This is a genomic window from Xylanibacter ruminicola, from assembly GCF_900107775.1.
GTDB classification, from domain to species: Bacteria; Bacteroidota; Bacteroidia; order Bacteroidales; family Bacteroidaceae; genus Prevotella; species Prevotella ruminicola_C.
In genome coordinates this window covers 116,497-138,683 of sequence record NZ_FNRF01000007.1, presented here as the reverse complement: position 1 = coordinate 138,683, position 22,187 = coordinate 116,497, and the positions used below count along the sequence as shown (strand labels likewise).

Below are 22,187 nucleotides of genomic sequence, written 5' to 3'. Positions count from 1 at the left end.
ATGTTCAATTTTGAAGGTAGTTCTTCTCAGGCATTACCAGCCAAAGTACAAAGTAGAATATCAGTCCGCTAAAAGCGGTAAAGAGTGTCAGGAATGCGTAAGCCAAACGTACCATTGTTGGGTCGAAATCGAAGTACTCAGCCAATCCGCCGCATACGCCAGCAAACACTCTATCGTTCGATCTCATCAGTCGCTTATTCATAATTCTGTATATTATTGTTGTTATTAAATGTCTGATTATTATCGCGGTTGTTACGGTCCTGTCGGGCTATATACCACTTACCCAGTCCGATAAAGAATACCAGTGCGCCGATACCAAAACCAACCTCGCCTGCTACGATGCCCAGGAAGATGGCCAGTCCCACGCCTGTAAACATCTGTCGGATGCCGGCATTATAGCTGGTGCTGTCCCAGTCGTCGCTCTTAGCGTCCTTCAGCAGCGCATCGGGTATAGGCTGTCCGTTCTTGATAGCCATTTCGGCCAGACGGTACTTCTCTTTGCGGTTGCGATTGATAAAGTAGAACACCAGCAGCACCAGAATAACGGGCAACAGGAATCCCACACAAACGATAGCCAGGATGGGGATGAGCAAGCCCATAAAGGCAGCGCCGTCCATGTCTCCAAAAATTCCGCTAACCACGCGCTCAGCGTCTTCGCCCTCGTAAACCACGTGGTGGCGGTAGCCGCTGTCGTTGTCGTTGTCGTCAGCGTTGGCGTTGTTAGTAGCAGTAGTGTCCGAGAATGCCTCGATGGCATCTTGGTTGTGCTTTACTGTATCGCTCACCTGCTCCGTGCGAGGGGTGTGGCGATGCTTCTGTGCTGTGGCATTAGCGTTTGTGCTAAGTGCGAGCACCATGGCGATTGCGATTAAATACTGTTTCATATCTCCTTTGTTTTTAAATTCTACATCTGTTTGACGTTTCAAGATTAAATTTAGTTGCAAAGATAGTGTTTTTTCTCAGATTTTTTTTAATTTTGCCACAAATTTCAAATATAATGGTGCAATTACCAGCAGATTTCGTAGCAGAAACACGTCGTATCATGGGCGATGAGAGATATAATCGCTTTGTAGGAGCCTTCGACAACGAGGCGCCAGTGTCTATTCGCGTGAATCCACGAATAGCCATTGACCATGGACCATGGACCATGGACCATTCTGATAGTCAGGTTCCTTGGTGCAGCGAGGGTTATTATCTCAACGATCGCCCCCAGTTCACCTTCGACCCCCTACTCCATGCCGGCTGCTACTACGTACAAGAGGCCTCCTCTATGTTCGTCACCCACATCCTTCGTAATGGTCAATGGTCAATGGTCCATGGTCAATGTGCATTAGATCTCTGCGCAGCCCCTGGCGGCAAATCCACGGCCCTGCGTAGTGTGCTGCCCGATGATTGCGTGCTCATCAGCAACGAGCCCATGGGCAACCGCGCCCAGATTCTATTGGAGAACGTTACCAAATGGGGCGGTCCTAACCACATCGTCACCAACAACTACCCGCGCGATTTCCGCAAATCAAAGCTTAAATTCGATCTCATCCTGTGCGATGTGCCCTGTTCGGGCGAAGGTATGTTCCGCAAGGATCCCAACGCCATCAGCGAGTGGAGTGCGCAGAATGTGGAGAAGTGCTGGCAACTGCAGCGCGAGATTGTGGCCGATGCCTGGGAGTGCTTAACCCCCGGAGGCCTGCTGATATATAGTACGTGTACATATAATACGAAGGAGAACGAGGAGAATATCCGTTGGATACTGGACACCTACGATGCCCAGGTGCTGGATATCCCAGTAGATCCCTCGTGGAACATCACGGGTTCGCTGCTCGAGGGCTTCAACGAGCCCGTTTATCGTTTCATCCCTGGCATCACCCGTGGCGAGGGCCTGTTTGTCTGCGCCCTGCGTAAGATTTCGAGGAAGGACGAAGGACGAGGGAGGAAGGAGGAAGGAGGAAGGACGAAGGAGATTAGTTCTGCAGATATCATCAAAAACAAGAACTTGAAAGTTCTGGACCCAGGTATTCTCCTTCCTCCTTCCTCCCTCCTCCCTCCAAAAGTAGATGTCGATTACGCCGAGGCGCTCAAGTACCTGCGTGGCGAGGCACTCGTACTGCCTGCCGATACCCCTCGCGGCATTGTCACCATCACCTATCAGGGGCAACCGCTCGGACCTGCCAAAAACATCGGCAACCGTGCCAACAACCTCTACCCCAAGCCCTGGCGCATCAAGAGCACCCACCTGCCCTCCGAAGCCCCCAAAATTTTACATTTTTGAATTTTTAAATTTTTACATTATAAATGAAGCAGTATTTAGACATCCTGAACCGCATCCTGACCGAGGGCACCCAGAAGGGCGACCGCACCGGTACAGGCACCATCAGCATCTTTGGTACCCAGAGTCGCTATAATCTCGACGATGGTTTCCCCTTGCTCACCACCAAGAAGCTCCACCTTAAAAGTATCATCTACGAGTTGTTGTGGTTTCTCAAGGGCGACACCAACGTAAAATACCTGCAGGACCATGGTGTTCGCATCTGGAACGAGTGGGCCGACGAGAATGGCGAGCTTGGTCCCGTTTATGGTCACCAGTGGCGTTCGTGGCCCGATTATAATGGCGGCACCATCGACCAGATACAGTATGTGCTCGACCAGTTGAAAAACAATCCCAACTCACGTCGAATGATTGTGTCGGCATGGAATGTGGCCGAGGTCAACAAGATGGCCCTGCCCCCTTGTCACACCATCTTCCAGTTCTATGTGGCCGACGATCGTCTGTCGCTGCAGCTCTATCAGCGTTCGGCCGATACGTTCCTTGGTGTACCCTTTAATATTGCCAGTTATGCTCTGCTGCTGCAGATGATGGCACAGGTAACCGGCTTTAAGGCAGGCGACTTTATCCATACCACGGGCGATACCCATCTGTATCTCAACCACATCGAGCAGGCCAAGCTGCAGCTCACCCGCGAGCCTCGCCCCCTGCCCAAGATGATTATCAACCCCGATGTTAAGAGTCTGTTCGACTTTACGTTCGAGGACTTTCAGTTAGAGGGTTACGATCCCCATCCCCACATCAAAGCCGAAGTATCAGTATGATTAATATTATTGCAGCGGTGGCTCAGGATAGAGCCATTGGATTTCAGAACAAGTTAATATATTGGTTGCCCAACGATTTGAAACGTTTCAAGGCGCTCACCACCGGGCACACCATTATCATGGGTCGCAACACCTTCCTGTCGCTGCCCAAGGGCGCCCTGCCCAATCGTCGAAATATAGTGTTAAGTAAAAGCGCATTCTCCTCCCCCTTTGGGGAGGCCGGGAGAGGCTCCTTTCCTGGTTGCGATGTGTATCCATCGTTAGACGAGGCCCTGGCCCATTGCGCACCTGACGAGGATGTGTATATCATCGGTGGTGCCAGCGTTTACCAGCAGGCCCTCCCCCTGGCCGATCGCCTCTGCCTGACAGAGATCGACGACACGCCAAAGGAGGCCGACACCTTCTTCCCTCCCTACAAAGATGAGTGGAAAGAGGCCGCCCGCGAATCGCACGACATCGACGACCGCCACGCCCACCGCTACGCCTTCGTAGACTATATAAGAAAAAGTTGATGGTTACTCGCCATCAACTTTTTTAATATGGTATCGCTCGTTCGAGTTATACTCCCTATCCTTATCCTTACCAAAGTACTCCAGCAGATACGTCTTTTCCTCCTCCAGTTTGGTTACACGTATCAGCACTTCGCGATAGGTTACTGCGCCGTTTTTCAGGTACGTTTCGTACGCATTATAGCAGGTGGTAGCCTTATTCACGCTGTTCTTCACCAGTTTAAAGGCCGACAGGTTGCGCATGCTCTGCGCCACGTCAACATACAGGCTGTCGCCCTTAAACACAAACATCAGTTCGCCACTCTGCGACAGGTATTTTCCATCCAGTCCGGCCGCCTTAACGCCACAGCAGCCACACATCATCAGTAAAAAGATTATTAATTTCTTCATCATCATATCATGTTATAAATAGTGCACAATCACGTTTTTAGTTCACAATGCAAAGATACTAAGAATAAATGAAAGCACCAAAAATATAATTGCAAAAATTGATTAAATTAATCTATCTAATGGACTCAGTACTCAGAACTCAGTTTTATTTTTGGACTAAGTCCGACAAAATGTGAATCATAAAGAATTAATATCAATATAATATTAAAATATTAATAATATATATATTATTAATATTTTATAATCAAAACAGATTAGAACAACGGGGGGAATTTTAAAACTGAGTACTGAGTACTGAGTACTGAGTCCACTTTTGTTAAATTTCTCTTTTAACAAATCATTAACAATCAAAGTTCCCATGTATGACAAAATTTTCTTACCTTTGCATCATCAAAATACAGATAGAGATGATACTCCCACGCGAGGGAAAACAATCTTCTACGTGCACGAGAAAAATCTGCCACGTGTGGGCGCAAAAAAGCCTTCAGAATAGCTGCAGACAAAAACTAAACAAAAATATTAACAAGCACAAATACCCCACAACAAAAAGAGGCCCGCAAACCAGTTCACAGACCTCTCTTAGTGCTTAATTTAATGTTTAAAGTTTAGTCGATCTCTTCGTCGGGCTCGTAACCGCCCATCTCGCGGATGGCGTTTTTGAGCAAGGTGTACTGCTGATAGAGATGGTTGACGGCCTCCTCGCCCTGGGTGTAGTCGTGCATAGGCGACTTGAGGAAGAACGAGAGGAAACGCTGGATGCCGAAACGACCAGCACGGGCGGCCAAATCGCTGAGCAGACAGAGGTCGAGACACAGAGGCGCTGCCAGGATTGAGTCGCGGCACAGGAAGTTGATCTTAATCTGCATGGGATAGCCCATCCAGCCAAAGATATCGATGTTGTCCCAACCCTCTTTGTTGTCGTTGCGTGGGGGATAATAGTTGATGCGAACCTTATGGTAATACTGGGTGTCCTCGTCGTTACCATGACCGTAGAGGTCGGGCTGCACATCGGGTTTGAGAATGGTTTCGAGGGTTGAGAGCTTTGATACCTCCTTGGTGCGGAAGTTGGCAGGCTCGTCGAGCACCAGTCCGTCGCGGTTGCCCAGGATATTGGTTGAGAACCAGCCGCTAAGACCCAGACAGCGGGTGCCGATGATGGGGGCAAAACCCGACTTAACGAGGGTTTGACCGGTCTTGAAATCCTTACCAGCGATAGGCATCTTGGTCTGCTCGGCCAGCTGCCACATGGCTGGGATATCAACCGTGGTATTAGGCGCACCCATGATGAAAGGCGCACCCTCGCTCAAAGCGGCATAGGCATAGCACATAGAGGGGGCGATATGCTCGCGGTCGTCGGCACGCATGGCTGCTTCGAGGTCGCTCAGCTGATAGTGAACAGCCTCGCACACGGGCACGTAGATTTCGGTAGAGGCTGCCCAGAGCACTACCACACGGGCGCAACCGTTAGCGGCCTTGAACTGCTGGATATCCTTTCGAAGCATCTCAACCATTTCCCATCGGGTGGGCATTGCTCCCCTCTTTTTAGAGGAATCATAGACGTATTTTACATTATCGCCATCCAGGCGCTTGGCGTAGTTCTTATCAAAAGCGGCTGGCATGGGCACTATCTTCTCGAGCTCATCGCGCACGGGCTCGATATCCTTCTCCTTCAGCACCTCGGCATACATGGCTGCCTGATAGGCGTTCTGCGGATACACATCCCAACAGCCAAACACGATATCGTCGAGCTTGGCCATAGGCACGATGTCGGCATAGTGCAGATAACGGGCATCGGCACCACGACCAACGCGGATCTTATCGTACTGAGTCATTGAACCTACGGGTTTGGTTAAGCCCTTGCGAGCCATAAGCACACCCGTGATAAAAGTGGTAGATACAGCACCACAGCCAACTACCAGGATGCCCAACTTACCCTGGGCGGGGGTTACCTTAGTTTGTGTCATTTCTTTCTTAATTTGGTTGATAAACATATCTATGTTTAGTGCGCTGCAAAGGTGCACAAATAAATTGAAACAAACAAAGAAAACTTAAAAATTTTACAAAGTTTTACAGCTTTTAAGTGTTTTGTTACAGAAAAATGCATTAATTTTGCACCCGATTTTTTTTAGGTAACAAAAATTATTTATGTACAAACAAGCATTCAACATGAAGCGCCAGCGCCTGGTTTTCCGTCATTTCGGAAACAAGGGCTACTCGCTATTCAGTTGTCTGGGCCGCGAGGTGGTTTGCAGCGTGCTTTCGGTTAGCACCCTTACCTACGCATCGGCCGAGAGCGTGAGCACACACCCTGTGGTGAGCGACTCTACCGCTACGACAACTGCACGCGAGATGATGCTCGACGAGGTTAGCGTAACCGGATCGAGGGCGCCACTGACCAAGAGTCAGGCTGCGAGAATGGTAACTGTACTGGACCGCCAGCAGATTGCGCAGGCGCCAGTACAAAGTGTAAACGACCTTTTAAAGTACGCTGTAGGCGTGGATGTGAGGCAACGAGGACCCATCGGTGCCCAGACCGACGTGTCGATTCGAGGAGGCAACTACGAGCAGATTACCATCCTGCTGAATGGTATCAACATCTGCGACCCGCAAACGGGCCACAACGCCTTCGACTTTCCTGTAGACATCAGCGACATAGTGCGCATAGAGGTGCTTGAGGGACCTGCAGGGCGTGTGTATGGTACGTCGAGTCTGGTGGGAGCGATTAATATCGTGACGACTCCTTCTGCGAGGAAGGACGAAGGAGAAAGGAGGAAGGAGATTGCCGTGCATGCCGAAGCTGGTTCGTATGGGTATGCTCAGGTAGGAGGCAGAGTGGCATTTGGTGGCAAAACCAGCCACAGCCTGTCAGGCAGCTATACCCGAAGCGACGGCTACAGCCGCAATAAGGCTGGCAAACTGAATGCCGACTACAAAAGCGGAAAGGCTTTTTACCAGGGGCAGTACGACGACAACGACATACGCGTGAACTGGCATGCAGGTATAAGCGTAAGGGATTTTGGCTCGAACACCTTTTATGGCGCCAAATGGGACGACCAGTTTGAGCACACACTGAAAACCTACACTGCCGTAACAGCCGAGAACAAACAAGGGCGCCTGCACTTGAAACCAACCATATACTGGAACAGATCGCAAGATCGCTTTGAGCTGTTTAGAGATGCACCCGATATCTACCCCTTTAACTACCATCGCACGGATGTGTACGGCGTGAACCTGAACAGCCACTTTGACTGGGCTGCAGGGCGCACAGCCATAGGCGCCGAACTGCGCAACGAAGACCTTGTGAGCGGCAATCTGGGCGAGCCACTATCGCGCACACACCATATTCATGGTACCGACCGTAACTACGAGTACGGTCTGAACCGCACCAACATGAGCTTTGTGCTGGAACATAACATACTGCTTGAGCGCTTTACCCTTTCGGCAGGCGTGGTGGCCGTAAAAAACTCGTGGAACGAGATGAACATGCGTCTGTATCCAGGCATTGATGCCAGCTACCGTATTGGCAGCAACTGGAAGGTGTATGCATCGTACAACACATCGCTACGCATGCCATCGGTTACCGAGCTGTACTACTCGGTGGGCGGGCATAAGGCCGACAAGCACCTGAAACCTGAGGAACTGGCGGCCGTAGAGGGCGGACTGCAATACAACTCGTACCTGGTTGACGCCAAGCTGAGCGTGTATCGTAACCACTGCAAGAACCTGATTGACTGGATTAGGCGCAGCGATGATGTGGATGCACCATGGGAATCGGTAAACTTTACCAAGGTGAACGCCACTGGTATAGAGGCCACACTGGCCCTGAACCTACAGGAGATGATGCCTGCACAACACATACTGAAACGCCTGCAGGTAGATTACAGCTACATTGACCAGGATAAGGTGGAGACCGACGGCATACAGAGCCAGTACACGCTGGAGTATCTGCGACACAAACTGGTGGCACAGCTGCAGGCCAACCTCTGGAAGCGCTTGCATGCAAACATCAGCTACCGCATGCAGGACCGAACGGGCACCTACACCAACGCCGACGGCGAGATAACAGACTACAAGCCGTACGGCATAGTTGACGCACGACTGAGTTGGAATGCCGATAACTACACGATGTATGTAGAGGCTAACAATCTGCTGAACAAAACATACGTTGACTTTGGCCACATACCACAACCAGGCAGATGGTGGATGGCTGGATTTAACATCCAACTGTAGTTAACGGAAACTGAACAGGAACCTGAGCTTGGGGCTGCGCGACAAATCGCCAGGATTGCTACCCGGACAGCCCTCAGGAACCTGAAAACCCTTACGGGCATAGTAATCCTTCCAAAACTGGGTTACTTTGCCCGTTTTATCATGGAACGACATGGGGATGGGCTCGAATATCAGCTGGCCATCGGCATCAAGATAGTTTTTCTGCACTAACTCACTACAATAAAACTCGTCGTCGCTAGGCATGAACATAAAGTCGTAAGGGCGACCTAAATACTGCAGGGCACGCTGAACGGAACTTGCCACGCCAGTGGTATCTTTTAACCGAGTGGCGATGACCAGCGAATCGCGACGCACCAGAAAGCTATCGATAGGCGTTAGCACTACGCCCTGGTGGATGGCCTCGAGCACAAAAACACTATCCTTACAAAAATGCACCATGCCTACATGATCGATAGCCAAATCATCAACGCCCTGGGTAACCTGCGTAATATGATTGCCTTGGGCAGAAATGCAAAACAGGAGGTCGCCCTCCTGTAACTGCTGTGCCATGTTCTGAGCAACGCCCTGCAGGGATATTGTCAGCAACAGGCAAAAACTAAATATTGTTTTCATGCAACGATGCATTAACCTTTAAGCTTAAACGAATTCTCGATGCTGCAGAGCTCGGCTTCGAAGGCCTTATCAATCTTAAGGCGCTGCTCTACGGCGTTGCAGCTGTGGATAACGGTAGAGTGATCGCGACCGCCGATGAGCTGACCAATACGCGACGAAGGCATCTTGGTGTGCTTCTGGGCCAGGTACATCGAAATCTGACGGGCCTGCACAAAATCGCGCTTGCGGCTCTTGCTGAACACACTCTGCTGACTGACACCATAGTGGTTGCAGACCTTATCAAGGATATCGTCGATAGTCAGCGGATGGTTATCCACCTTAACAGAACGCTTGATAACACGCTCGGCCAACTTCATATCGATATTAGAATTGTAAACAATCGAGTAAGCCATCAGCGAATTTACCACACCCTCCAGGTCGCGCACGCTGCCATTAGCAGTCTGGGCGATATACTCAATCACGTCGGCAGGAATCTTCAGGCCGTCGCGCTTACACTTAGCGTTCAGGATATCTACACACAACTGCACGTTGGGCTTCTCGAGCTCGGCAATCAGTCCGCAGGCAAAACGGGTAAGCAGGCGGTCCTTAACACCAGTAAGATCTACTGGGGGACGGTCGCTGGCCAGAATAATCTGCTTGCCGATACGGAACAGGTGATCGAAGATGTGGAAGAAGGTGTCGAGTGTTTTTGGCGAATTCACCCACTCCTGAATATCGTCGACAATCAGCACGTCGATACTCTGATAGAAGTTGATGAAATCGTTCGTGGTATTCTGACGTACAGAATCGGTGAACTGAACCTGGAACAGGCGGGCACTTACATACAGCACACGCTTGTTAGGGTAAAGCTCGCAGCACTTCAGTCCGATGGCGTTGATGAGGTGGGTTTTACCACAACCTGATGGGCCATAGATAAAGAAGGGGTTGAAGGTGGTTTTACCTGGGTGCTCGGCGATAGAGAGACCAACAGTGCGGGGCAGCTTGTTTGAGTTACCCTCGATATAGTTATGGAAACCCTTCTTGGTGTCGAGCTGGGGATTGAGCTGCTGCTGACGGGGGGCATCGAGCACATTGGGCGACTTGTTAAGATGCTGACGGGCAGGAACGGTCTCCAAGCTGGGACCCTCGCTCTCTACATCGGTTGTTACATCGCGACCCTTAGCGGTAGCAGCCTTTACCTCAACGATTCTGTAATTGAGTTTTACATTGGTACCAAACACTCGCTCTAATACCTTACTTAATAATCCAACGTAGTACTGCTCCAAGAACTCGAATACATATCGGCTTGGAACCTGCACCAGAACAGAACGGTTCGCTTCGTCGAACGACTCGAACACGATTGGTGCAAACCACGTTTTGTACTGCTGCTCTGTAACGTTAGCCTGGATGAGACGAAGGCAGTCGGCCCAGAGCGCCTGATGATTATTATTCATTTGGCGAATGTTATATTTTTAAATTTTATCAAACAATATACAAGACTTAGGCTTGTAGAGTTTATTGTTGTTTCCGAGTGCAAAGGTAAAACAAATTTTTGAAACTTGCAAATGCCCGATTTTCCCCGACGTGTGTACACAATATGTAACTGCCTAAAAACGTGATAGTTACGGTGTTTCACAAAAGTAGCACCGATTCTACCCACTTGCAAACACGCCAATACCTGAAAATCAAGCACTTACACGTGTGCGAACACACAAAAAATAATGGCCAAGGCATAAAAAATACACCTATGGCCAAAACTTGTTATTTAGACGAAATCTAATTTACTTGTCTTTCTTGCCGAAAACTGAGAAGTGAACATAGCGTTTTGGATGTTGCTTCAGATCAATCATCAGCGAGTCGGCATGCATCATGGTGCTGTTCAGGTTGTAGTACAGACTGGGGTCGCGCATCAGCAGTCCGAGGGTGCCCTCGCGGCTGTTCAGGGCGGCAGTCATCTGCTCTACATTCTTCAGCGTGGTGTTAACACTGGTCATGGTGGCGGCAAAATCCATGTTGCTGATATCCTTGGTAATCTGGTTGGTGTTTGCCAGCACACCATCGGCATTCTGCAGCATCTGTGGCATCTGACGGTTCAGCTGGGCTGTGAGCAGGCTGAGATCGTGCGAGGTGCGTGTCAGGTCGGCAGTTATCTGATCTACATTGTGCAGCGAGTTGGCAATGGCAGGATCGGCCAACAGAGTGTTGACGCTAGCCAGGATAGAGTCGAGCTTAGGCAGCATCTGCTGTACGGCTGGAATCATATCGGCAGCCTTACCCATAGCGCCTACCTGCTGACTGCCTGTGATGGTATCGCCAGGGGCCACCATACCGTCGGCAGCATTACCCAGCACCAGCAGCACCTTTACGTTGCCCATCAGGTCGGTAGCAATCTCGGCCCGACTGCCCTTGGGCACACCTAGCTCGGTATCCACATCGATAGCAGCCACAATCTCGCCTGTGTTCTGATAGTCGAACATGATATCCTCGACCACACCTACACGGTAGCCGTTGGCAAAGATAGGACTGGCCACTGACAGGCCGCTAACATCCTTGAACTTAACGTAATATTTGTTGTCGCCAGAAAACAGCGTCATTCCCTTTAGGAAGTGCAAACCAAAATAAAGCACCAACAGACCGGCAACGGCCACCAGGGCAATCTGAATTTCTTTCGAAAACTTTTTCATATCTTATAGCTTATAATTTATTTCTTTGATTTAAACTCGCGGATAGCCGCATTCACATCTACACGCTGACCGTCCTTGAAGGCAATGATAAACGCCTCGGGGAAGGTGGCAGCCACCTGCTTGCGCAAGCGGTAGATCTCGTTGTAATCGGTTGATGCGCCAACGGTGTACTTATACATACCGCCATCGCGATACGAATCCACATCGGTAAGTCCCTTAAAGCGAGCATCGCCAGCCTTGATCTTGCTGGAGCTTGAGAGTATCTGCACCTTAAACACAGGGGCATCGCTGGTGGGAGCTGCAGCAGCGGGCTTGGGTTCGTTAACCTGGCGCACCTCAACGGGTTCTACCTTGGCCTCGACTACCTGCTCCTGGGGCTCCTCTACCTGTGCATCGGGCAGTGGGGCCAGTCGGCGCTCAGGCCCGGGCTCATCAATCTTCTTATAAGGGATGGTGATGCTACCACCATGACGCTTGCGATAGTTCAGGAAGGCATTAAACATTCCTGTGGCATACAGCGTTTCGGCACGGGCCGAGTTCATAAACTCCTCCTCGTCGCGGGTTGAGATAAAGCCCAACTCCAACAGCGCACCAGGCATCGACGAGAGGCGCAGCACAGCCAGGTTGTCCTGCTGGGCACCCATATCCTGCCTGCCAGTGGCCTGGCACACGTAGCGCTGCATGTACTTGGCCAGCTCTACGCTGTTCTCCATATTCTTATCCTGGATAAACTCGAACATGATATCGCTCTCGGGCGAGTTAGGATCGTAGCCATGATAGGTTTGCTGGTAGTCCTTCTCCATAAAGATAACCGAGTTCTCGCGCTTGGCCACCTCCAGGTTCTGCAGCACCCCCGTCTGCCTACCTGTACGCTTGCTGGTACCCAGAGTGTAGGTTTGGAAACCACGTGCCACCCTACCCTTTGGCAAGGCGTTGATGTGGACAGAGATAAACAAATCGGCCTTGGCCTGATTAGCTATCTCGGCACGACGGTACAACTCTACAAACTTATCGGTTTTGCGGGTATAAACCACTTTTACGTCGGGACAGTTCTGCTCAACCATACGTCCGAAGGCCAGCGCAAACTTCAGCGTGAGGTTCTTCTCCTTAGAGATAGCACCCACGGCACCCGTATCGTGACCGCCATGACCGGCATCAATCACGAGTGTAAAACCAGTTTTATCAGCTGCCTGGGCTATCATAGCCCCACCCAGCAGTAACGCACATAATATATATCTTAACCTAATCACTTTCCTAACCAATCTTCAATTTTTTAATTTTTACATTTTTACATTTACCTCGACCCCCGCGCCAGCGGCATCAGCCCCCATCGGCGGATTCTTTTTGGTGATACGTAGATGGACGCTCGACACCTGCGGGAACTGCTCGTGGATGGCCTTTACAATGCGACCTGCCACATGTTCGAGCAGCTTTGAGGGGATGTCCATCTGCTGTTTTACCAACTGGAACAGCTCGGCATAGTTCAGCGTGTCGGCCACATCATCAGTCTCCATAGCCGCCTGGATGGGATAACCCACACGCAAGCTAACCAAAAACTCGCCGCCCACCTGAGTCTCCTGGGGCATCACCCCATGAAAGGCATAAAACCTAACCTCGTCCAGATATATGTAACTCTCAATCTCCAATCTTTAATGTTTAATCTTTAATGTTTAATCTTTCGCTCGGCTTTGCCGCTTGGCTCCGCCAAGAATGTTTAATCCTCCATCTGGAGTTCCTCCTCATCGTGGCAGCCAGGAGCGTACTTCTTCAGCGCGCGCTCAACACCTGTCTTCCAAGTGTTGATGCTCTCATCCTTGAGCGAGAGCGAAGCTACCAGCTTGATAACATGCTCGATAGGCATGCGATAGCGCAGCACACCCGATATCAGTTTGGCATAGTTCCAGTACTCGGGGTTGAACTTCTCCGAGAGGCCCTCGACAGTGGTCTTGTAGCCACGACGGTTCTCGAACTGGAAATCGTAACGCTTGGTGCCATCGGGGTTAACCTGCTTAATAATCTTACCCGTGGTAACGGTCTTGGGCAGCACAATGCCATCCTCGTCGTCGGCCAAGCCAGTAAATATCTCGTAAGGGTAGCCATTCAGCAAGCCTACCAATGCCACCCATTTCTCGCGGTTGTTCTGGAAACGTACTACGTCGCACTCCAACACCTCGGGGCGCACCTCGGTTACCTCGGGGCGGGTGCCCAACAAGAAGATATCGAATGCCTGATTGGCCAACGTGAGCAGCAATTCGGCATCATCGGCCTTAACCGATTTGAGGCACTGGTTAAGGATGCTGGCCACACGCTCCTCGGACAGAGTAGCATCGCTGTGCTGACCTATGGCTGTGAGTTCGTGAGCAATACGCTCAACGAGTTCACTACGCAAGTTTTCTTCCATATCAAACTATTTTTGCGTGCAAAGTTAGATAAATTTGCCGAATTATTTGTATTTTTGCAACCAAATAATACAAAAAAGCAGATTTTTATAAGCAAAATTAAGAGATATGAAACATTTATTGACACGACGAACCATCAGAAAATACACCCAGGAGCCAGTGAGCGACGAGTTGCTGAACCGCCTGATGAACGAGGCCGCACGAACCCAGACCATGGGAAACCTGCAGCTTTACAGCGTGGTGGTGACCCGAAGCGACGAGATGAAAGCCAAGCTGGCACCAGCCCATTTCAACCAGCCCATGGTGAAACAGGCGCCTGTGGTGCTTACCATCTGTGCCGATTTTAACCGCACCAGCACATGGGCCAAGTGCCGCAAGGCCGAGCCGGGTTACGACAACTTCCTGTCGTTTATCAACGCGGCTACCGATGCCCTACTCTACACCCAGACGCTGTGCAACCTGATGGACGAGGAAGGCTTGGGCTACTGCTACCTGGGTACCACCGTGTATCAGCCCCAGCAGATTATCGACGTGCTGCAGTTGCCAAAGCTGGTGATGCCTGTGGCCACGCTTACTGTGGGTTGGCCCGACGAGGAGCCCGCCCTGAGCGATCGTCTGCCGCTGGAGAGCTTTGTACATCAGGAGACCTATCAGGACTATCTGGGTGCTGATATCGATACCTATTATAATTATAAGGAGAACCTGGAGGAGAATAAGAACTTTGTGAAGATCAACAACAAAGAAACCCTGGCCCAGATATTTACGGATATCCGCTACACGCGCAAGGACAACGAAGCGATGTCGACCACACTCCTCCAAACCTTAGTACGCCAAGGTTTCCTCCCCCACAACATCCTGCTGCAGAAAATTTAGACACGGATTAAGTCCGTGCCTAAATATATAGCGCGAGGACTTAATCCGTGTAATCCGCGTAATCCGTGCCTAAAAAACTACTCGAGTGTGATAGGTTTGTACTTTGGTACGAGTGCCTTCATGATGCACCAACCTATCAGGTAGGCCACTGCACAGATACAGAACACTACCATGTAGGCAGCAGGCTTGCCTTCGAAGCCGAAGAACTGGAAGGCGGCACCCTGATTGGCTGCCCAGGTAAAGAACTCACCCGAACCCATGTTGATGGCCATCGAGCCGAAACCACCCGTCATAGTACCCAGACCAACGATGGTGCCGATGGTGCTCTTGGGGAACATGTCGCCAATGGTTGAGAACAGGTTGGCACTCCATGCCTGATGACCTGCACCCAGCAAGCCAATCAGGATGGCTGGCCACCAAGCGCTATAAGCACCAAGAGGCTGAGCCAGCAGGCCTAATACTGGGAAACATGCAAATATCAGCATGGCACGCATACGACCCAGATAGGGGTTCATGCCCTTCTTATCAACAAAATAGGTAGGCAGATAACCACCACCGATACTGAGAACGGTTACAATAAGGTAGAGCGTAAAGATGAGCGCAATACCCATAGCCGAATCGGAGGTATAGCCGTACTGGTCGCTGAAGTAAGCAGGCGCCCAGAACAGGAAGAACCACCACACACCATCGGTCATGAGCTTACCTACGAGGAAAGCCCAAGTCTGACGATAGGTAAAGCACTTGAGGAATGGGATAGCCTTCTCCTCCTTCACCTCGCCGCGATCCTTCACCTCTTCAAGGTCGTTGTCCTGCTCAATGTAGTTCAGCTCGGCCTGATTCACGAACTTGTTGCTACGTGGCTTCTCGTACAACCACATCCACAAGCCCATCCAAACATAACCCAGCACACCAATGATGATAAAGGCCATCTCCCATCCCCAGGCACGAGCCAACAGGGGGATAGTGGCAGGCGCAGCCAGCGCACCTACCGATGCACCACTATTAAAGATAGAGGTTGAGAAAGCACGGTCCTTCTTGGGGAAGTACTCGGCAGTGGCCTTGATGGCAGCGGGGAAGTTACCAGCCTCGCCCACAGCCAGAATCATACGGCATGAGAGGAACAACCATACTGAGATGGTGGCAATGGCCACAGCGGCATCGCTACCAGCCTGAACAGCACGCAGTGCCTCGATACTGTCGTAGCCCTCGATATTCATGGCTACCCATCCGCAACCAGCGTGCATCACAGCACCTGTACTCCATACAAAGATGGCGATGAGATAACCCTTCTTGGTGCCCATCCAATCGATGAACTTACCTGAGAACAGGTTGGCAATGGCATAGAACAACGAGAACAAACCCGTAATCTTACCATAGTCGGCATCGGTCCAATGGAAATCAACGGCAATAAAATCCTTCCAAGTTAAAGAGAGAACCTGACGGTCCATATAGTTTACTGTGGTTGCCAGGAACAGCAGCGCACAGATAACCCAACGGAAGTTGGACATTTTTGTAGTCTGTACTGGTGTCATATTATCTCAGGTCTTTAACGTCGATATTATCTTTATCGTTATAGTTCAGGTTCTCGCCAGCCATACCCCAGATAAAGGTATAGTAATAGGTGGCCGAAGCGCAATGAATGCTCCACTCAGGACTCATGATGGCCTGCTCGTTCTTGAGCCATACCACACGGGTCTCCTGGGGCTCGCCCATCACATGACTGATCTGATGACCCTCGGGCAGATTGAAATAGTAATAAGCCTCGATACGGCGACCATGGGTGTGAGGTGGCATGGTGTTCCATACGCTACCCTCCTGCAACTGGGTCAAACCCATCTGCAACTGGCAGGGACCTTCCTCAAGGGCGGTATTTACAATCAGCTGGTTGATGGTGCGCAGATTACTCTCGGCCTTGCTACCCAGAGGCTTCTCCTTGGTACCAACAATCACAGCCTTCAGGCTCTGTACCTTACCGTTCTTACGACCATCGAGTGTAACCCACTGTGTTTTATAGTGCTTGTGGGCTGTAGCCGAGTTAAGATAGAACTTAGCTGGGTTCTTGGCATCCTTCGAGCGGAAGATAACCTCCTTGTTGCAGTCGATATCGTTACCCTTCTTATCCTTACCCAGCCAGCCGCGACCTACGTAAAGGGCCTCGCTATAGCCAAGTGGATACTCCTGACCATCGACGATAACCACGCCAGGACCACCAGTATTGATGATACCCAGCTCGCGGTTGCGCATAAAATAATCGGCACGCAGCTGGGGATGAGTCTCCAGCTTCAGATCCTTGTTAACAGGCATAGCGCCTCCGTAGATAAAACGATCGTAGTACGAATAAGTGAGGTTAATCTCATTGGGCGCCATCACCTTCTCCATCACAAAACGGTCGCGCAGGGTCTGCGTGTCGTAATGTTTCACGTCGGCAGGGTGACAAGCCGTCTGGAACGTCATGTTCTGCTGGCCAAAAGCCATCATCAGATTTCCCATAAGCATCAAAGTAAAAATTGATTTCTTCATTGTTATTAATTATTATTGATTATTCTTCTCATCGGCGATAATTCGCTTGCGGTTGAACCACATCATAGCGGCAGTAAAGACAGTAAGCACGCCCAGACCTACCCACTGCAGGTTGTTAACGCACTTGTAGATAGTCCAGCCAAACAGGCTCGAAGCAAAGTCGAGCGCACCAGCCTCGAAGCCCTCAGGAATCTTGGCGGCGTTATCGCCTGTCTGCTCAAACACGGTATGAGCGGCCTGCGTAAAGGCGGGCGCCATATCGGTTACAAACCACAGGCCGATGGCCAGCGCCACCAAACCTACGATAAACGTCTTAACCACGTTACCCTTGGTGTAAGGCAGCACCATCACAAACACATAGAACATACCAGCCAACGAGGCCAGAGGCAGGAACTGGTTGCCTGGCAGGATAACAGCCAAGCCCAGGGTTACAGGTATCAACAGCAGCGATACTACCAGCGTGGTGGGATGACCGATAACCAATGCTGGCGACATGCCGATATACACCTTCTTACCATTAAACCTCTTCTTAACCACCTCCTGTGTCTTCTCTGAGATAGGCATCAAGCCATCGATAAACAGCTTGGTGATACGTGGAATGAGCTCCATCACAGCACCCATGGTAACACCCAGGAACAGGATTTTCTTAATATCCAACTGAGCCAAAGCACCAATCAGCGCACCTACGATAACACCCAATACCAGGGGCTCGCCCAGCACACCAAACTTCTTTTTCAATCCCTCGGCATCGATATCCAGCTTTGAGAAACCAGGAATCATATCCAAGCCCTTATTAACGAGCATGGCAAACGGAGTGAAACTCTGCACAAAAGGCTGCGGGATAGAGATGCCCTCCATACCCTCGTAATAGCCCTGAAACTTTGGCGCTGTAAGGTCGGCCATTACCAGTGTGTTGATGTAGCATACGATTGCGGCAAAATAGCCCCATGCCAGACTCTGACCCATCACGAAATAGGCTACGGCACCAATAAAGGCGAAGTGCCAGTAGTTCCACAGGTCGATATTAACGGTGCGGGTGGTTTTGGTGATGAGCATGAGGAAGTTTACACCCAGACAGATGGGGATAATGAGTGCGCCTACAGCCGTGTTGTAAGCCACAGCAGCTGCTGCTGGCCAACCCATATCGAACACGCCGAGCTGGAGGTTGTACAAACGCGAAATCTCAGAAAGCGGATCGCCAAAATTGTTAGTTAGCAGGGCCGTTACAATGCCCAGACCAACAAATCCTACACCTACGTAAAGTCCTGACTTCAAGGACTTTCCGAATTTTAATCCAATACAAAGTCCAATAATAGTAAACAGTATGGGCATCATGACCGATGCACCAAGACTGATAATGTAACTGAATACTTGTTCCATTGTTTTTAGTCGATTTTTGGTGCAAAGATACACATTTTTGCCGAACAACACGAGAAAGCGAACGTTTTTTTTACTCAAACGTTAACGTAAGTCGTCGTGCAGGTCAACCCATGCCTCTTCGTCGGGTATCACAATCACAAATCGTGAGCCGTTGGTATAGGTGGCATCCAGCTTCAGCTCGCCTCCAATCAGGCGCACCAACTGGCGGCATACTGGCAAGCCCAAGCCTAAGCCCTCGCTAAAGATATCACCCTTCTCGAACGTATCGAAAAGATTCTTGCGAACACTCTCACTAATACCAGGACCTGTATCCTCGACAAAGAACATCACCTTAAGTCCATCGGTCTTTACCGACAGCTTTACATGGCCCTCGGTAGTAAACTTCTTGGCGTTAAACAGCAACTCGTTCAAGGCCTTGGTAAGATAGTCGCGATTGGTTTTAACCGTACGCTTATCATCCACCTGCACATCGGTAGTAAGGTCGATGGTATGTGGCGGGCGCGAGGCATAGATATCGGCCACATGCTGAATCAACTCCTTAATACAAACACGCTCATGGGTATCCACCTTTACATCCTTACCGGCATTCGAGGCTACAATCAGCATACCCACCATACGACTGATGAGGATGGCGTTGGTTTGCATAGTTTCTGTAATATTGCCGAGCTCCTCCTGAGGGATGCTCTCGTAATCGTCGCGCAGCACCTGGGTAAAGCCATTGATAATGTTGAGCGGCGTACGTATCTGGTGGGTTATATCCTGCAAGAACTCGTTCTTCTTCTCGTCGGCCTTATGCGCCTGTTCGTTGGCCTCGGCCAAATCCTGGTTCATCCGCTCGGCCTCCACGTTGGTTTGCTTCAGGTTCAGGATATGACTACTCAGGGCCTGTTGCATCTCAGCAAAATTATTCTGCAGGCGACCTATCACATCCTTACGCCTACTAAAGCTGATGGCCTCGTGGAAGTGGCCGTCGGTAATGTAGCTGATCTGGCGGGTCAGGTCGTTAAGCGGCTGCACCATCATCGACACCACATTGAGGCAGAATACCAGAATGAGCAGCAAACCAAACGTAAGCACAGGTATCAGAATGTAGAGCAGTTTGTTGTAGCTCACAAAGATATCGCTCTCATAACAAATCAGCGCCATGCTCCATGGGGCTTTGGTAAGCGACTGATAAAGCACCACACAAGGCTCGCCGTTCACCTTTACATTCAGCATACCCTTCTTACCGGCTATCATCTGGTGACCAAGCGAAATCAGATCCTGCTGCTTGGTGGGGTCGGCATCGTTGAAGATGGTACGACTCTTAAGCTTCGTGGTATCGGGATGCACAACATACTGGCCATTGGCACCCAGCAACATGACATACGATTTAGGATACGGCTTATACGACGATATCACCTCCGACAGCCAGTCGATGGCCAAGTCGGTTGAGATGACACTCATCAGTTGCTTGTGGCGATCGTACATCGGCACGCAGTACGACACAATCATATCGTCGAAATCAGTCGACTCTACGCCCTGCAAATCCTCGGCATAAGCCTCAACCCAGCAGGGTTTGCCTAAGGTGGCGGCTGTGCGATACCAAGGTTTGTCGAAATAATCGTAAGGCTTCTCGATCTTAGCCACTACCGTATCGGCATTTTCCGGGTTATAGGCATAAACTGAGAAATAGCGGCCACGATCGGGGAAGAAATCGGGCACCATAGCCACCGAACAACCATCGAAATTAGGATTCTGCCCTACTACCAATCGGATGTAATTCAGCAGCGAGTCGGGACGTATGTCGTCGCCCAGATGCCATACGGCAGTACGGGTGGCCACTTCCACCTCGTTCATCAGCTCGTTTACACGCTCGGTACAGTTCTCGAGCTCAAGGTTGGCGCGCGCCATAGCCTGCTGCTTTACAAGCTGGCGCGAATAGAGGAACAGGGTGCCGATAGAGAATGTGAACACCACTACCAGGAACAAGAGGATGCCCAAACTGAGTTTGAGCGACAGCTTGCGTTTGATGCGATTTAATAATATACTCATGCCTCGTCCTCCTCTTGTTTTTTAGTGGCTACTTCGAGCAGTTTACCCAACAACTGAGTGACGGTAAACGTGTGGGCATCAACCTGATTGGCCAGCTCTACAATCTGCTCGTGGGTCATCTCCTGATGATGCTGGCGCACCTCGGTTACCAGTCGCGATATCTCATTAACAGGTTCGTCCATCTGATCGGTCATGTTCTGCAGGAAGGCCATCTTCACCCTATCAGCCTCGGCCTTATGCTTCTGAGCCTCGGTAAGCTGCCAGTTCTGCTCAACCAGCATCAGATTCTTGTGGTCGATCTCGTCGAGGTGCTGCCTGATGGATTGTTGCATGGTAATAAAACTGTTGGCCAGAACACCCACCTCGTCCTGGCGGTTACTGGTCTTGATAGGCACATCGTAATGACCGTTCTTAATCAAACGGGCCGACTTCTCGAGAGCGCGCAACGGGTGCAGTTCGCGATGGATAAACACTGAGCAGAACACTACGATAGCTATCAGCGCCAGCAGCACTACTGCGAGCATCAGTGGAATCATGGTGTTGTAATTACCCATAATCTCGTCCTCGGGGCATGCCACCGTAATCTCCCATTGGGTTTTCTCGAAAGGCTTATAAGCTAACACACGGGGCGTACCGTTCAGGCTGAGCTGCTCGGTACCACTCTGGCCGTTCATCATCCTATAGGCTGTTAAGCTATACTTCTCCTCAGGATACATCTCCATCAGCTTAAACATGGCGCGTGGGCGCAACAACGAGGTATCGGGATGGATGACAAAAGCTCCCGAATGGGTCATGAGCGAACCAGTTACATTAGGTAACGGGCGCTGCTCGTGAATGATTCTCGTCAACCAATAGATGGAGATATCAACACCATACACGCCAACTACCTTACCATCCTTATGTACAGGCATGGCATAGGTAATAATGGGCTCATCGTCGGTTCTGTAATCCTCGCGAGGTTCTGTCCACATATTCTTATCGCGTGTCATGGGCTCCTCGTACCACTGCTGGTGCAGATACGAGTCGTGGGCAAACTGCTCGCTTCTGACTATCTTACCTTTCTTGCGATGATAGTAAATCATATAATCCTTTTCGCCACGATCGGGATAGGTGCCAGGCACAAAGGCGGTGGCAATGCCAATAATCGTGGGTTCGTTGGCAAGTATCTGCTGGGTGTACTTCCCAATCTCGAGTGTGTCGTTCAGATTCTGCTCTACCCACCAATGGGTCTGACGGGTTATGACCTCAATCTCGTGCAACTTCTGCCCCACCGAAATCTCAAACTTATCAAGTATATCCTCGGCCTTACCCAGCGATTCGTCGAGAACCGCCTGGCGGGCATAATAGAACATCAAGGAGAAAGTGGCGGCAAACAATATTGACACGAACAATACCACCCACAAACTGAGCTTTGCAGATAGTGATTTTATGATAGTATATAGAATGTTCGGTTTCATTGTTCCAAAATTAATAGAAGATTGTTTGGGGCAAAG

General features: G+C 50.3%; 19 protein-coding genes and 1 pseudogene. 5 read left to right on the top strand and 15 right to left on the bottom strand.

All coding sequences use genetic code 11. The features are described 5' to 3' along the window. Nucleotides 1-4 precede the first annotated feature (4 nt). Both BLU97_RS15345 and BLU97_RS15340 read right to left on the bottom strand, forming a co-directional pair. Nucleotides 5-202 (bottom strand): PspC domain-containing protein, encoded by a 198-nt coding sequence (locus BLU97_RS15345; protein WP_074762322.1) that lies wholly within the window; start codon nucleotides 200-202, stop codon nucleotides 5-7. Then, entirely contained in the window at nucleotides 195-884 is a 690-nt protein-coding gene (locus BLU97_RS15340) for a DUF6249 domain-containing protein (protein ID WP_139209060.1), read from the bottom strand. The genes BLU97_RS15345 and BLU97_RS15340 overlap by 8 nt, the downstream gene beginning before the upstream one ends. Nucleotides 885-997: 113 nt before the next feature. Between BLU97_RS15340 and BLU97_RS15335 the strand changes: the two genes are divergently transcribed. Genes BLU97_RS15335 through BLU97_RS15325 form a run of 3 tightly spaced genes read left to right on the top strand, consistent with a single transcriptional unit; the run spans nucleotide 998 to nucleotide 3,596 of the window. Beyond that, on the top strand, nucleotides 998-2,266 hold the full coding sequence (locus BLU97_RS15335; RefSeq protein WP_074762320.1) for a methyltransferase RsmF C-terminal domain-like protein: 1,269 nt from the start codon (nucleotides 998-1,000) through the stop codon (nucleotides 2,264-2,266). A gap of 23 nt (nucleotides 2,267-2,289) precedes the next feature. Then, nucleotides 2,290-3,084, top strand: a complete 795-nt coding sequence (locus tag BLU97_RS15330) for a thymidylate synthase (protein WP_074762319.1) — start codon at nucleotides 2,290-2,292, stop codon at nucleotides 3,082-3,084. Then, nucleotides 3,081-3,596 (top strand): dihydrofolate reductase, encoded by a 516-nt coding sequence (locus BLU97_RS15325; RefSeq protein ID WP_074762318.1) that lies wholly within the window; start codon nucleotides 3,081-3,083, stop codon nucleotides 3,594-3,596. Before BLU97_RS15330 ends, BLU97_RS15325 begins: the two co-directional genes overlap by 4 nt. Before the next feature lie 3 nt (nucleotides 3,597-3,599). On the opposite strand, the gene BLU97_RS15320 is transcribed toward BLU97_RS15325, so the two are convergent. Then, entirely contained in the window at nucleotides 3,600-3,989 is a 390-nt protein-coding gene (locus tag BLU97_RS15320; protein ID WP_074762317.1) for a hypothetical protein, read from the bottom strand. 599 nt (nucleotides 3,990-4,588) lie between these two features. Then, nucleotides 4,589-5,947, bottom strand: coding sequence for an inositol-3-phosphate synthase (locus tag BLU97_RS15315; RefSeq protein WP_074762331.1), 1,359 nt, complete (start codon nucleotides 5,945-5,947; stop codon nucleotides 4,589-4,591). A 181-nt stretch (nucleotides 5,948-6,128) separates the two neighbouring features. Here BLU97_RS15315 and BLU97_RS15310 point away from each other — a divergent pair, with 181 nt between their 5' ends. Then, nucleotides 6,129-8,213: a TonB-dependent receptor plug domain-containing protein gene (locus tag BLU97_RS15310; protein ID WP_074762316.1), complete on the top strand. Its 2,085-nt coding sequence runs from the start codon at nucleotides 6,129-6,131 to the stop codon at nucleotides 8,211-8,213. On the opposite strand, the gene BLU97_RS15305 is transcribed toward BLU97_RS15310, so the two are convergent. From BLU97_RS15305 to BLU97_RS15280, 6 genes and pseudogenes are all read right to left on the bottom strand, one after another. Beyond that, nucleotides 8,214-8,825, bottom strand: a complete 612-nt coding sequence (locus BLU97_RS15305; protein WP_074762330.1) for a YiiX/YebB-like N1pC/P60 family cysteine hydrolase — start codon at nucleotides 8,823-8,825, stop codon at nucleotides 8,214-8,216. 11 nt (nucleotides 8,826-8,836) lie between these two features. Further along, nucleotides 8,837-10,258, bottom strand: coding sequence for a chromosomal replication initiator protein DnaA (dnaA, locus tag BLU97_RS15300; RefSeq protein ID WP_074762315.1), 1,422 nt, complete (start codon nucleotides 10,256-10,258; stop codon nucleotides 8,837-8,839). Between the two features lie 327 nt (nucleotides 10,259-10,585). Further along, complete coding sequence (locus tag BLU97_RS15295; RefSeq protein ID WP_074762314.1) at nucleotides 10,586-11,488, bottom strand: MlaD family protein; 903 nt, start codon at nucleotides 11,486-11,488, stop codon at nucleotides 10,586-10,588. A 17-nt stretch (nucleotides 11,489-11,505) separates the two neighbouring features. Beyond that, entirely contained in the window at nucleotides 11,506-12,690 is a 1,185-nt protein-coding gene (locus BLU97_RS15290; RefSeq protein ID WP_139209059.1) for an N-acetylmuramoyl-L-alanine amidase, read from the bottom strand. Nucleotides 12,691-12,768: 78 nt separating this feature from the next. Continuing rightward, entirely contained in the window at nucleotides 12,769-13,128 is a 360-nt protein-coding gene (gene folB / locus BLU97_RS15285) for a dihydroneopterin aldolase (protein ID WP_410543917.1), read from the bottom strand. Between the two features lie 119 nt (nucleotides 13,129-13,247). Further along, a pseudogene (locus BLU97_RS15280) lies at nucleotides 13,248-13,688 on the bottom strand (ribonucleoside-triphosphate reductase); the annotation flags it as partial. Nucleotides 13,689-13,995: 307 nt separating this feature from the next. On the opposite strand from BLU97_RS15280, the gene BLU97_RS15275 reads away from it, so the two are divergent. Beyond that, entirely contained in the window at nucleotides 13,996-14,760 is a 765-nt protein-coding gene (locus BLU97_RS15275; protein WP_074762311.1) for a nitroreductase family protein, read from the top strand. A gap of 77 nt (nucleotides 14,761-14,837) precedes the next feature. On the opposite strand, the gene BLU97_RS15270 is transcribed toward BLU97_RS15275, so the two are convergent. The 5 genes from BLU97_RS15270 to BLU97_RS15250 form a co-directional block, all read right to left on the bottom strand. Further along, nucleotides 14,838-16,292: an MFS transporter gene (locus BLU97_RS15270; RefSeq protein WP_074762310.1), complete on the bottom strand. Its 1,455-nt coding sequence runs from the start codon at nucleotides 16,290-16,292 to the stop codon at nucleotides 14,838-14,840. A gap of 1 nt (nucleotide 16,293) precedes the next feature. Next, nucleotides 16,294-17,280 carry a 5-dehydro-4-deoxy-D-glucuronate isomerase gene (gene kduI, locus BLU97_RS15265; protein ID WP_074762309.1) on the bottom strand — a complete coding sequence of 329 codons (987 nt, stop codon included), beginning with the start codon at nucleotides 17,278-17,280 and terminating at the stop codon, nucleotides 16,294-16,296. A 12-nt stretch (nucleotides 17,281-17,292) separates the two neighbouring features. Further along, nucleotides 17,293-18,660 (bottom strand): PTS galactitol transporter subunit IIC, encoded by a 1,368-nt coding sequence (locus BLU97_RS15260; protein WP_074762308.1) that lies wholly within the window; start codon nucleotides 18,658-18,660, stop codon nucleotides 17,293-17,295. Between the two features lie 81 nt (nucleotides 18,661-18,741). Beyond that, a complete protein-coding gene (locus BLU97_RS15255) occupies nucleotides 18,742-20,694 on the bottom strand; it encodes an ATP-binding protein (RefSeq protein WP_074762307.1) in 1,953 nt (650 codons plus the stop codon). Continuing rightward, entirely contained in the window at nucleotides 20,691-22,151 is a 1,461-nt protein-coding gene (locus BLU97_RS15250; RefSeq protein WP_081353058.1) for a HAMP domain-containing protein, read from the bottom strand. Before BLU97_RS15250 ends, BLU97_RS15255 begins: the two co-directional genes overlap by 4 nt. Between the last annotated feature and the right edge of the window lie 36 nt (nucleotides 22,152-22,187).